12 protein-coding genes and 1 pseudogene are annotated in these 13,015 nt (G+C 41.6%); 9 read left to right on the top strand and 4 right to left on the bottom strand.

Features of this window, described 5'->3' with window-relative positions:
* Positions 1 to 5: 5 nt before the first annotated feature.
* The 8 genes and pseudogenes from prmC to Q4557_RS15375 all read left to right on the top strand — a co-directional run bounded on the left by prmC (position 6) and on the right by Q4557_RS15375 (position 8,609).
* Entirely contained in the window at positions 6 to 863 is an 858-nt protein-coding gene (prmC, locus tag Q4557_RS15410) for a peptide chain release factor N(5)-glutamine methyltransferase (RefSeq protein ID WP_102438929.1), read from the top strand.
* 202 nt (positions 864 to 1,065) lie between these two features.
* Positions 1,066 to 1,461, top strand: coding sequence for a SirB2 family protein (locus Q4557_RS15405; RefSeq protein WP_076543121.1), 396 nt, complete (start codon positions 1,066 to 1,068; stop codon positions 1,459 to 1,461).
* 9 nt (positions 1,462 to 1,470) lie between these two features.
* Positions 1,471 to 2,259: a SirB1 family protein gene (locus Q4557_RS15400; RefSeq protein ID WP_102438925.1), complete on the top strand. Its 789-nt coding sequence runs from the start codon at positions 1,471 to 1,473 to the stop codon at positions 2,257 to 2,259.
* 167 nt (positions 2,260 to 2,426) lie between these two features.
* Positions 2,427 to 3,680 carry a DUF819 domain-containing protein gene (locus Q4557_RS15395; protein ID WP_076543123.1) on the top strand — a complete coding sequence of 418 codons (1,254 nt, stop codon included), beginning with the start codon at positions 2,427 to 2,429 and terminating at the stop codon, positions 3,678 to 3,680.
* Positions 3,681 to 3,742: 62 nt separating this feature from the next.
* Positions 3,743 to 4,591, top strand: a complete 849-nt coding sequence (gene kdsA, locus Q4557_RS15390; protein ID WP_102438923.1) for a 3-deoxy-8-phosphooctulonate synthase — start codon at positions 3,743 to 3,745, stop codon at positions 4,589 to 4,591.
* A gap of 739 nt (positions 4,592 to 5,330) precedes the next feature.
* Complete coding sequence (locus Q4557_RS15385; RefSeq protein WP_102438919.1) at positions 5,331 to 6,194, top strand: hypothetical protein; 864 nt, start codon at positions 5,331 to 5,333, stop codon at positions 6,192 to 6,194.
* Between the two features lie 289 nt (positions 6,195 to 6,483).
* Positions 6,484 to 7,379, top strand: a pseudogene (locus tag Q4557_RS15380) (multidrug transporter).
* A gap of 114 nt (positions 7,380 to 7,493) precedes the next feature.
* Positions 7,494 to 8,609 carry a DUF481 domain-containing protein gene (locus Q4557_RS15375; protein WP_303413786.1) on the top strand — a complete coding sequence of 372 codons (1,116 nt, stop codon included), beginning with the start codon at positions 7,494 to 7,496 and terminating at the stop codon, positions 8,607 to 8,609.
* Positions 8,610 to 8,642: 33 nt separating this feature from the next.
* Here Q4557_RS15375 and Q4557_RS15370 read toward each other — a convergent pair whose 3' ends face one another.
* Genes Q4557_RS15370 through Q4557_RS15360 form a run of 3 tightly spaced genes read right to left on the bottom strand, consistent with a single transcriptional unit; the run spans position 8,643 to position 10,805 of the window.
* Positions 8,643 to 9,344 (bottom strand): phosphatase PAP2 family protein, encoded by a 702-nt coding sequence (locus Q4557_RS15370; RefSeq protein ID WP_303413784.1) that lies wholly within the window; start codon positions 9,342 to 9,344, stop codon positions 8,643 to 8,645.
* Positions 9,345 to 9,369: 25 nt separating this feature from the next.
* On the bottom strand, positions 9,370 to 10,410 hold the full coding sequence (locus Q4557_RS15365; RefSeq protein WP_102475582.1) for a ketopantoate reductase family protein: 1,041 nt from the start codon (positions 10,408 to 10,410) through the stop codon (positions 9,370 to 9,372).
* A 17-nt stretch (positions 10,411 to 10,427) separates the two neighbouring features.
* Entirely contained in the window at positions 10,428 to 10,805 is a 378-nt protein-coding gene (locus tag Q4557_RS15360; RefSeq protein ID WP_303413780.1) for a VanZ family protein, read from the bottom strand.
* A 169-nt stretch (positions 10,806 to 10,974) separates the two neighbouring features.
* On the opposite strand from Q4557_RS15360, the gene Q4557_RS15355 reads away from it, so the two are divergent.
* Entirely contained in the window at positions 10,975 to 11,460 is a 486-nt protein-coding gene (locus Q4557_RS15355) for a YajQ family cyclic di-GMP-binding protein (RefSeq protein ID WP_102438909.1), read from the top strand.
* Positions 11,461 to 11,580: 120 nt separating this feature from the next.
* Here the strand turns inward: Q4557_RS15355 and Q4557_RS15350 are convergent, their stop codons facing one another.
* Positions 11,581 to 12,987 (bottom strand): MFS transporter, encoded by a 1,407-nt coding sequence (locus Q4557_RS15350; RefSeq protein WP_102475581.1) that lies wholly within the window; start codon positions 12,985 to 12,987, stop codon positions 11,581 to 11,583.
* Between the last annotated feature and the right edge of the window lie 28 nt (positions 12,988 to 13,015).

The following is a 13,015-nucleotide window of genomic DNA, read 5'->3' as shown; positions in this document are numbered from 1 at the left end:
TAACCTTGTCACAGTCTTCTTTCTCTACCATTGCGGAGTCTTTGCAATGGGCTTACAGTTTATTGGTCGATTCATCTGAATCGGCCAATATCGATGCAGAAGCCTTGCTTCTGCATTGCATCAATAAGCAGCGTAGCTTCATTTATACTTGGCCTGAAAAAGTCCTCACCACAGATCAATTCAAAGCTTATAAAGCCATGGTCGAAAAGCGCCAGCAAGGTGTGCCTGTGGCACATATTATTGGTGAACGTGAATTTTGGTCATTGCCATTTATTGTTAACGCCACCACCTTGATCCCGCGTCCTGATACTGAAATTTTAGTAGAAACAGCGTTAAATTTGCCTGTAGCGGAAACGGCTAAGGTACTGGATTTAGGTACGGGAACAGGCGCGATAGCATTGTCATTGGCATCTGAGCGACCACAATGGCAAGTCACAGCCGTTGATAAAGTCACTGATGCGGTAGAACTTGCTAAAGCCAACCGGCAAAACTTAAATCTCACTCAAGTTGAAATTTTACAATCAGATTGGTTTAGTGCAATTGAAGGCCGGCAATTTCAATTAATTGTCTCAAACCCTCCTTATATTGACGAAGCCGATGAGCATTTAGCCATGGGTGATGTGCGCTTTGAACCATCAAGTGCATTGACCGCAGGTGACGCAGGTTTTGCTGATTTATTTCATATCGCAACCTATGCGCGGGCTTACTTATCTGAAGGTGGCTATTTACTGCTGGAGCACGGCTTTGAACAGGCGCTGGTCGTAAGACAAAAGCTCATTGAACTTGGTTATGACAATGTCGCAACCGTGCGAGACTTTGGCAGTAATGACCGTTGCACCTTAGGTCAATGGAACAAGGTTTAAGCCACTTGCAACCGCCATTTTTTCGTTCGTTAATCATTGGCAGTGATCCATCGCGTTAATTGCCCAGTTAATACTGAGTTAGTTGCTGATTTACTCATGTAGTGACTGGCCTAATGGGGCGATTTTCACAACATTGCTAATAAGCCGCCAGATCGAGTAAACTAGCGGCCATTTTATCGGTAGCTCAAAGAGAAAAACAATAATGGAAACCTTTTACAGTTTATATCCAGCTGTTAAACACACGCACTTAACCTTCATCTTTTTAAGTGTGGTCTTTTTTGTCACTCGCTTTGTACTACACATGCGCAAGTCGCCAATCATGGATAAAAAGTTTGTTAAAGTTGCCCCTCATGTCATTGATACCTTCTTATTGTTATCAGGGCTAATCTTGTGCTTCATGATCAAACAATATCCATTTGTCGATGAGTGGATGACTGAAAAATTAATTGCAGTTTTAGCCTACATTGGATTGGGCGTTATGGCACTTAAAGGTAACCGTAACAATTTATTCAAAATCTTCGCCTTTTTAGGTGCTATCGGATGGCTCGTATTAGCTGCCAGGCTGGCTCATTTTAAACAAGTTGTATTAATGGGTTAATAGAGTTTAATGGCAAAACATCAAATGAAAGATGCAGTTAAGATCCCTGAAACTGCATTTGAAATAACACAACATCTTGGCTTTTCTCAAGAGAAGAAAGCGCTTTGGGCTTGGTATGAAATTGCCGGCTCAGTGATGAGCTTATATGTCGAAGATCAGCAACAGCGCTTTGAAGGTTTATTGCACTGGTTTTATGATGATTTAGGCTTTTGTGTGCGTGATGATTACTTTAGTGTTGATGCTGCCGATCTTGGTCGCTGCATTATGACCCGTCAAGGTAACAGCACCACCTTAGCCACGGTATTAATTTTACTGGCTAAGCAGCTTGATATTAGCTTAGAAGCGGTATTATTACCGGGGCACACCGTAGTGAGAAGCCATATAAATGATAATGTCATTTATATCGATCCGCTAACGGGGCAGCAATTAAGCCGCCACCAATTGCATATACTGGTGCGTGGTGAGTTAGGTAATTCGGCCATGCTTAAGCCTAAGTACTTAAAAACAGCCAGCCTAAAACGCTTAATAACTCGTATGTTACATGAGCTAAAAGCGGGTTGCATCGTAACCCAGAAATTTGAACAAGCGATGGAATGCTGCAATTTATTGCTGCAGTGGCATCCTGATGATGTGAGCTTAAATCGAGAGCGCGCTTTTATTGCCCAGCAACTGGGGTGCATTAAAGTGGCCATTTCAGATTTACAGCACTTTATCGACAGCAGTCCACACGACCCGGTGACGGAAATTGTCAAAATCCAGCTGAAAGAGTTAAGTCAACAACCACAGACTTATCACTAAGTGGTTAATATAATATTCAAATTCAGGCTCATTTATGAGCCTGAATTGTTTATCGCAAAGCAGTTAATCTGTCAGTAACTTCGCCAATTTAAAATAATAAGTACTTTAAAGTACATTCATAACAATAATAAATTCACTATGAAATGCATTTGCAAGGGAGCTTTTTCATGACCACCACACCCATGGTAACCAATGACGCAACAGCACTGGGATTACTTGCCGTCATTCTCGGCTTTGTTTTCTATACCAGTTCGTCAGCACACCCATTTTGGCAAAAATTCTATAAGTTTATCCCAGCCTTATTGCTGTGTTACTTCTTACCATCACTACTGAATACCTTTGGTATCGTCGATGGTGACACCTCAAAATTATATTATGTTGCCTCGCGTTACTTATTACCTGCTTGTTTGGTGTTATTGATTTTAAGTGTCGATTTAAAAGCGATTTTAAGTTTAGGCCCTAAAGCCATTGTGATGTTTTTAACCGGCACCGTGGGCATTGTGATTGGCGGTCCCATTGCGTTATTGATTATCTCAGCCATTAACCCTGACGTATTAGGCGGCAATGGCCCTGATGCAGTATGGCGCGGAATGACCACTCTTGCGGGCAGTTGGATTGGCGGCGGCGCTAACCAAGCCTCAATGAAAGAAATTTATGAAGTGGGCGGCGATATCTTTTCCGTGATGGTGACTGTAGATGTAATTGTCGCTAACCTGTGGATGGCAGTATTACTGCTGATGGCATCTCGTGCTAAAGAGATTGATGCTAAAACAGGCGCAGACACCACCGCCCTTGAAGCCCTTAAAGCCAAAGTTGAAAAGTACCATGCAGAAAATGCCCGTATACCTTCACTGCGTGACTTAATGCTGATTGTGGCCATAGGTTTTGGTGTTACCGGGTTAGCGCATTTTGCGGCAGACTTTTTAGGACCATTTTTTGAAGTTAATTACCCTTGGACTCAAGACTACAGCTTAACCTCCAAGTTCTTCTGGCTGGTTGTTATCGCCACTACTATTGGTTTAGCTTTATCCTTTAGTCCAGTAAAGCAGATAGAAGCTGCGGGCGCCTCGAAAGTGGCATCGGCATTTTTATATATCCTTGTTGCGACCATTGGTTTGCATATGGATGTATCCAAACTCGCTGATGAGCAAAACCTGTGGTATTTCGCCATTGGTATTATTTGGATGCTGGTACACGCAAGCTTTATGCTTATCGTGGCTAAAATTATTAAAGCGCCGCTGTTTTATATGGCGGTGGGCAGTCAGGCTAACGTTGGCGGCGCAGCGTCAGCCCCTGTGGTTGCAGCAGCGTTTCATCCAGCACTTGCGCCAGTTGGCGTATTGTTGGCGGTATTGGGCTATGCTGTAGGCACATATATGGCTTGGATGTGTGGCCAGTTACTGCAGATACTTGCGGTATAACATTATTTTTTAATGGGGTTAGCAGCGGCTAATCCCATGGTATTGATTAAAGAGAAATGACTATGGATCATAAAATCATTGGTTTAAATGAGCTAGAAATTGCGAATGATAAACCGTTTGTTTTATTTGGTGGCATGAATGTGCTTGAGTCTCGCGATCTAGCAATGAAAATTGCAGAGCATTACGTAGAAGTAACCCAAAAACTGGGTATTCCTTACGTATTTAAAGCGTCATTTGATAAAGCAAATCGCTCATCTGTGAACTCATATCGTGGTCCAGGTATGGAAGAAGGCTTGAAGATTTTCGAAGAGATTAAGTCGACCTTTAATGTACCTATTATCACCGATGTGCATGAAATTCATCAATGCCAGCCAGTGGCTGATGTGGTTGATATTATTCAGTTGCCAGCATTTTTAGCCCGTCAAACGGACCTAGTAGTTGCTATGGCAGCAACGGGTTCAATCATTAACGTGAAAAAGCCGCAATTCTTAGCGCCCCATGAAATGCGTCATATCATTAAGAAGTTTAATGAAGCCGGTAATGACAACATTATTCTGTGTGAACGTGGTTCAAGCTTTGGCTATAACAACCTAGTAGTGGATATGCTGGGTATGGATGAAATGAAGCAGTCTGGTTACCCAGTCATCTTTGATGCAACTCATGCACTGCAGCGCCCAGGTGGTCGTACTGATAGTGCAGGCGGACGCCGCGCTCAAGCAACCGAACTTGCTCGCAGTGGTATGGCATTAGGTTTAGCGGGTTTGTTCATTGAAGCGCATCCAGATCCTGATAATGCCAAATGTGATGGCCCATGTGCATTGCCACTTAACCAGCTTGAAAACTACTTAACTCAAATGAAAGCGGTAGATGATTTGGTCAAGTCGTTTGAACCAATTGATACCAGTAAGTAGATAAGAGATTCTTTAAAAGCCCTGAACTTTATGATTAAGTTTAGGGCTTTTTTGTGGGGTCAGTTTTAAGTTGAATTTTTTATTAGTTTTTGAGATTAGATCAAAGTCGTGGTGCTTCGCCCACACCAGACCAAAAGGGGAAAAGCGCTTGTTCCCCTTTTGGATATCCCCCAGCGCCCCTAACGAAAAATGCTGAAAAGCGCATAATTTTCGATGGGGATTGATCCAGCTTCTGACTTCGTTTGTAGACTGCTTCAGACTTATTCGAAAATGCTAACGCTTCCGATGGGCCATCCATGGCCCGACGAAAGCTAGCCTGACGTCCTGTCAGGCTCATGCTATTTTCTTCAAAGTCCTCAATTCAAATTGAATCTTCTAGCTAATTAGAACTAAGATCTTTCTAGTTCTTTATATTGTCACAAATGCAGTTAAATCGAAGAAATAATAATCCCAGTGTAGATGCAGCAGCGAGCTTCCAAAACATGGATGTTTTGGCAGAGCTTACAGGGACGTACTTGCAGCGTCTCGCAGTTGTATCTGCACATAAGCCTGCGGCAGGCAATAGATTAGATTGAAGATATGGTTTCCCGTAACTGTCCCAATATAAATTTAGTGCTCGTAAACGTTTTTACCCAACCCTAAATTATCCGATAGCAGCGCTCTAACAGTATAGATATTCTCCATTTACGAATTCAATCTTATATATCACTAAATAATTGATTATAAATTGAATTCAAAAGTGAAAGGCGGCATCATAGTTGAGAACACGGCTGAAACTGTTACATATTTTATTAAAGGTAGTAACTTGAAGTTAGATAGATGCGGACTTTGTTTAGAGAATAAAGAGCTTAAAAATAGTCATTTAATGCCAAAGGCTCTGTACAAAAAGCTAAAAGGCGCATTTGATGGTGATGATTTGGTATTAAACCAAAGTCACGACAAATCATCTGTATATACTGATTTCCAAATAACAGCACACTTTCTCTGTGCTGAGTGTGAATCACTGTTTTCTCGCCTAGGAGAGAACAGTGTTGTCTCAGAGTGTCACGGTGGCACTGATAAATTTCCTCTTCTACATCGAGTCAATGAAGCAAAGCACTTTGCAAATATTCGTGGTGAGAGGTGGTTTAACCCCATAAAGTGCAATTTTCCCAATACTGAAAGATACCTGTATTTTGCAGCAAGTATAATATGGCGTGCATCTGGATGGCCCGTAGCAAAAAATGCGAATCAAAAGTCACTTGGTGTTCATTACCAAGAAGAATTTCGTCGCTATCTTTTGGGGGATCAAGGTTTTCCAAAAAATGCATACCTTGCTGTTTATGTAGACTCTGACGAGGATATTGTACCGAAGATCTCTTTCCCAACATCATCAAAGAAATTAGGGTACCACCATCATATTTTCTACATACCGGGTATTAAATTTAGTTTAGTTGTGGGTAACGACGTTGGTGAAATCAGAAACTTGAGTTCAGTCGAGAACACTAAAGTATTTTTCGTATCTTACAGCTTTAAAAGTCACCCTGATTATCAACTTATGGTTGGGGAACTGATGCTCGAGTACAAGGCGAAGGGGCGTTTAGCTCGAGAAAAAAATGTATAACAACTATGACATCAAGAGTTAATTTTCCTAATCCCAAATAGACGAATTAGGGCTCTGTCGCTAAAATGTTTTTGTCCAGAAATATTTCAGAACTAAATCATTTACCTTCTATTAATGAGTTTACAAGCGAACATATTAAATGTTTGCAACAGCCAACATCGAAACTCTAAGCTAGAACAAATTACCAACAATCCGCTGCTCAGTTTGTGATACTTTATAGTCTTTAAAATAGTCATCAAATTAGTTCTCAGAACAATCCTCAAACCTCTGAATTATTGGGCATATATCTATGTGGATAGCACTTACTATTCTTGCCGCTTTTATGCAGTCTTGGCGCAATGCTTTTCAAAGTGAGCTGAGCCAGCAAGTGAAAGTCAGTGGTGTTACGCTGGCGCGGTTTATTTGGGCTGGGCCTATTGCTGCGATATATCTCTTCAGCCTCTATCAGCTGCAACCCAGTAGCTTACCGAGCTTTAATTATCAGTTCTATGGCTTTGTGATTGGGGCATCCTTGATGCAGATTTTAGCCACGGGTTTAATGGTTAAATTATTTCAATTAAAAACTTTGCGGTTGGCGCAGGGCTGGCGAAAAGTGAAGCACTGGTAGCGGCGATTTTAGGTGTGTTATTTTTTTGCACTAGTTTGAGCTTATTAGGCTGGGTCGGGGTTATTATTGGTGCTGTTGCTGTCATGCTTCTGAGTACGCAAAAAGGGGTTAAACGTTTATCGCTTAATACCATAGTACTGGGTATTAGTAGCGGTATTGCGTTTGCGTTTACTTCGCTATGGGTGCGAGAGGCGAGTTTGCTGTTAATTGTCGACTCCGCAGTTTCTGCTCCTATTCCTTTTACTCACCGCGCTGCTTGGGTGCTGCTGTCAGTGATTGGCTTGCAAACAATTATTCTAGTGACTTATCTAGTGATTAAAGACCGACTGACGTTATTGGCATTATGGCAGCGACCAAGGCTGACGATTTTGATCAGTGTTTGCAGTTGTATCGCATCCATTGGTTGGTTTAGCGCGATGTCATTGCAAGCGGTGCCTTATGTAAAAACCTTAGGCCAAATTGAAGTGTTTTTTACCATGCTCATCAGCGTTTTTTGGCTCAAACAAAAGATTAAGGTAAATGAAGTATTAGGGTTAGTGCTAATCGCAGTCGCCGCTATGTTGGTGATGTGGAGCTAAAGAGAGGCTTAGACTCATTTGACAATATTAATGCATTTTGATGACTTTAATATATGGCTTTTATCGTACTATATGGGCATATAAAACACTGAAAATACTTTCTGGGAGCGTTTTATGCGACAACTTGGCCTTAAAAAGGGTTTGCTTGTTAGCTGCACCACGACAGCGTTATTTTTTAGTCCAGCGCTATATAGTGAAATTATGGCTGCAGAAACAATCATTAACAGCACTTCTCCAGAACAACTTGCCATACCACAAGACAGTAAGAATGATTGGTTGCAATTAACCTCACTTGAATTGTTAAAAGGTGAAATCAAAACTCTTTATGACGGTAAGCTAGAATTTGATAGTGATGAACTCAATGTTGTTTATATTGATTGGGAAGATGTCAAAGAGTTGCAAAGTGCGGGCATTGTCAGCATTGGCTTTACAGACTTATCGACGCAGAGTGGTCGCTTACTGGTCAAAAATGGCATCGGCTATCTTGATGGTGAAGCGTTTGATAAATCTCAAATCTTAACCATTATTGCAGGGCTACAGTCTGAAGAAAATTATTGGTCTAGTAAGATTTCTTTAGGGGCCAACTTACGCTCAGGAAATACCAAGCAAATAGATTATAGTGCGATTGCTAAAACCGTTCGCCGCACCACAGAGTCGCGCTTTAATCTTGATTATATTGGTAACTATTCAAAGTCAGATAGCGAAGAAAAGATTAACAATAACCGTATGAATACCAACTTTGATTGGTTTATATCGAAGCAGTTTTATTTACGCCCGGTGTTTGCTGAAATATATACTGATAAATTTCTCAATATTGATTACAAACTCACCTTGGGGTCGGGTTTAGGTTATACCATCATCGATAACAATAAAACCGAGTGGAATATCAGTGGTGGTCCAGCCTATACCTACACTAAATTTGATAATGTTGAAGCGGGTGAAGACACTGACAGTAGTTCGGTAACCTTAGTGATTGAAACCGTTTATGATACTGAAATAACCAGTGATATCGATTTTGTCTCTTCGTATCGTGTTCAATACGGTGATGATAAGTCTGGCGGCTATACTCATCACGCCATTGCCACGATAGAAGTAGAGTTAACCGATATTTTTGATTTAGATTTATCGTTTATTTGGGATCATATTAACAAACCACAAGCAGGCTCAGATGGCGAGATCCCCAAACAAGATGACTATCAATTTGTGGTTGGCTTTGGTATCGACATTTAAGCGGTTAAAAATGACTTAATCAAAGACAGTTATTTATGGATTTTTTGTGCCCGCAATTGGGGCAAGGCAATAATGACTCACCAACTGACTTATCAATACTCCTAGTACCGCCCCTGCCAGTAAGTCACCTAAGTAATGGTAGTTTTGCCCTAATTGACCGATAAAAACGCTTACCATGGCTGTTAACCACAACCAGTAAAGCTTTGGGCTGTATTGCCAAAATAAACTGGCGAAGGCAAAGGTAAATAGCGCATGCCCTGAAGGAAACGAATGATAGCTTTGCGACAGTGAAAATGGCGCAAACATCTCCACGCCATGCTCAATCCAAGAGGGGTTATTATTAACCCAAGTTTCTGGCCAGGTGCGGCCGCTGATAATTTTAGCCCCAAAACGGACCATTGTGGCGCTAATAGCGACCAAGACAATGGGCTTAACTAAATGACTGAATGCGTTATTACGACCTAATAAGCCAATTAAAACAAGCACGCCTGCCAATACTTCTAAGGCTAATGGAGTATTTGCCAGTAGTTTAAATACTGAGGTTAATCCAAAGTCGCTTTGCTTACTATCATGTAAAAGCTGTGCCAAAGGTCGATCAATGTAGCTTACGCTTACCAGTATGGCGATAACGGCAACAAGGTAGAATAAACCGACTCGAGCACTAAACGGCAGGGCTTGAGGCTGTAATAAGGCTTTGGGGTGCAATAACATAAGTTTAGCGGCTTGTTTTTTCATAGCTATGGTTTTTCATCTATTGGGTTTATAGCGCACTTTCTAGCGCGGTTATTTCAGTTAGCATGCTTTGATTTATCGCAGCTGTTAAACCGTGATGGGCTGCGCGGGCTACCACGTAACCGTTAATTTGCAGTATCTCGGTTTTGCGATTGTGATGAATATCTTGATGCATAGACGAAAAGTTGTTGGCTGTGAGTTTAATTACCTGATTGATGATGGCAACAGAATCAAGCAGCGAAAGGTTAACCCCATCAGCTTTGGCGACCATGATGCACTCTTGCGTTATCGCCTCGATTTGCTGCTGAAATTGCGGCTGGGCCAATTCACCATTAGCACATTGGGCTAATGCCGTCAGTGGGTTAATGGCGCAATTAACCAGCAGCTTTTGCCACAAACTAGTGACGATATCATCGACTACCGACATATCTTCAACAGCAGCCAGTAATTGGTTTTGTATTGCTAAAGGCATTACTGGGCCAGATAAATGGCCAATAATGCTTTTACCTTTACCCGTATGGCGCACCTGCATCGGCGCCAGTTTTAACGCCGCTTGAGATGTCGTGCCTAAAGATAACCCCAGTTTAAGTTGAGGGTGTTGCTTTAGAAGGGCTAACACCTCTAAATGTGGCCCCATACCATTGTGTAGCAGCAGAATATGACAACTCTGTGGAATAAGCGCCAATATAGAAGCAATAGCATCAGTCACTTGATAAGCCTTTACGCAGACAATGACTAATTTAATATTGGCTAACGCAGCCTTGTTAAGCTGATTTATGTTCGCTTGGATACAGGGCTGATGCAAACTGTCACCGTTAAGAGTTTCAAGAGTGATTGTAGAGCAATCATCATGGCTTGTAGCGCCTACAGAGCGACTGCGTGTGAGTAGTAATGGCTGCTTGATTGCTGCTAACTGGCAGTACAGCAAGCTGCCAATAGCGCCAGCCCCAATAATCGCAATATCAGTCTGGTACACATGATTGTCGTTAACATGGTTGTCGTTAACATCAAAAACTGGCTTTTGGGTAGTGTTAAGGATATTGCGGTCGCTGTTAGTGCGCTGTGGCATGTGGTTTCTCTTGAGTGCTATAGGGCAGATTTGAGCGGTCCCTTTTTGAATAACTTTGCAGCTTGATATTTTCTAAACACAAATAGCAATAAGTAAAATAATACCACCCCAATTAAATCTGCAACTACATCAGCAACAGAGGCGCTACGATAGGGAATTTGTGACTGTACTAGCTCAATCAATATTGCATAGGCCGTCATGATTAAACCCATCCAGTACCATTTAGGCTTGAAGGCAAAATAAGCTAAAAACGTTAAGCCCAAAAAACTGACGGTATGGCCGACTTTATCCATATTAGAAAACGTCATTGGATAGTTAGGTTTAGAGAAAACCAAGTAACTGATGATGATGACAGCGAAAGCAAAAGCGGCGCTAAAAAACAATTTCATTTTCATGCTGTACATATCTTAGCTGGATGCAATGTCGTTTGAGTAAATCAATAATAAAAAAAGCAGCGTTCAAAGTCATTAAATTCCAACTATTAATTGTTTTCTCTTTAGTCTAGGCTTTGCCTACAGGCTTAGAGTGTTAAAATAACCCTAAATAATTTATTGGAGAATGACTATGCCATCTATGGATGTCGTATCAGAAGTTGACGAAGTTGAATTACGTAATGCCGTTGAAAACTCTCGCCGTGAATTGGCGGGACGATTTGATTTTCGCGGTAAAGATGCTGAAATCGAATACAAAGATCATGTGGTGACTTTAAAAGCCGAAGATGATTTCCAATGTCAGCAGTTGGTGGATATTTTACGCATTCAGCTTAGTAAGCGTAATGTTGACCCATCAGCCATGGATGTGGATGACAAGACGGTACATAGCGGTAAAACCTTCAGTCTAAAAGTGAAGTTTAAAGAAGGCATTGAAACACTTATCGCCAAAAAATTAGTCAAAGCGATTAAAGATAGCAAGCTTAAAGTGCAAGCCGCGATTCAAGGTGACTCGGTTCGAGTGACAGGTAAAAAGCGTGATGATTTACAAGCGGTCATGCGTTTAACTAAAGAAGCTGACTTAGGCCAGCCGTTCCAATTTAATAACTTTAGAGATTAAATTTCTGAAGCGTAAAATGCTGCTGCATTAAGTTGTGCTGCCGATAAGCCTCTTAATATAAAAAAGCCCAATGTAATTGGGCTTTTTTTATGCTGAATATCTTGTGATGAATTAAATAGATTAGTTTTTATCGGCCTCAGCTGACAGTATAGGCTCATCAGTTTGTTGATGTTTAACCGAGCTATAGCGTTGTAATAAACTAATTAAAATCAATACCGGAAAGCCAATTAAACTGGCGGCGATAAAGAAATTTACATAGCCAAAGGCATCAACATAAACCCCAGAAAACCCAGCGATAAACTTAGGGAATAGCAACATGATAGAGGAGAGTAGGGCATATTGAGTTGCGCTGTAACCGCTACTAGTTAGGCTTGATAAGTACGCAATAAATGCCGCAGTAGCAATACCAGCGCTGAAGTTATCCACTGAAATAGCAAAGGTCAAAAATGGCATGTTGTAGCCAATGTAAGCTTGCCAAGCAAATAACAGGTTAGTAATGGCCACTAATAATGCACCTAAGAAAAGGATCTTCATGGTGCCATAACGCACTAATAATACCCCGCCAAATGCTGCGCCAACTAAGGTCATGATTAAACCATAGACTTTACTAACAAAAGCAATTTCCTCTTTACTAAAGCCCATGTCGACATAGAACACATTGGCCATAATTCCCATAACAATGTCTGAGATGCGGTAGCAAGATATAAGTAATAAAATCAGTATCGCGGTTTTACCATATCGCTTAAAAAAGTCGATAAAGGGCAATACGCTGGCGCTATACAACCAAGCCAATGGCGCTGCAAGTTTAGGCGGATACTTTTGTGCAAAGCGTTGTTTAAGTTGTAACTCTTGTTCATCAGCGCTTTTGGTGTCAACTTCAGGCTCTTTACTGCAAAGAGTGGTAATAATACCCACTGACATTAATAACGCCATCACAAAGTAAGCGGTTTGCCATGATTCAAGATTGTAGCCATCATTGCCAGGGTCAACCCAAGCGGCAATGGTTAACGCCCCTGCTGTGGCGACAATCATTGCGCCGCGATAACCTACTTGATATGCCGCAGCTAAGGCTGCTTGCATTTTTTCTGGAGCAGATTCAATACGAAATGCATCAATGACAATGTCTTGGGTGGCTGAGGCTAAGGCGAGTAAGAAAGCGCAAATGGCAAGCCGCTCTAAATCCACTAAGGGATCGCTAAATGACATGCCGGCAATGGCGCCCACCAGACATAACTGCGCAAATAGCATCCAGCCACGGCGGCGGCCAAAAAATCGGGTAAAAATAGGCAAAGACATGCGGTCAACCAGTGGTGACCAGGCCCATTTGAAGGCGTAGGTGAGGGCTATCCAACTAAAGTAACCAATGGCGGCGCGGTCAACGCCAGCTTCTCTTAACCAAAAGCTTAAGGTTGAAAATACTAACATTAACGGCAGGCCAGCCGAGAACCCGAGTAACAATAAAATAACCACGCGCTTATGATAATAAACTGACAGCGCTTCTCGAGTTCGACTAAATAATTCTGACATAAGACAACAGATAAGAGGAGAATGGCTC

It is taken from the genome of Shewanella sp. 5_MG-2023, assembly GCF_030547465.1.
In the GTDB taxonomy this organism is placed as follows: Bacteria; Pseudomonadota; Gammaproteobacteria; order Enterobacterales; family Shewanellaceae; genus Shewanella.
This window is presented reverse-complemented; position numbering and strand designations above follow the sequence as displayed.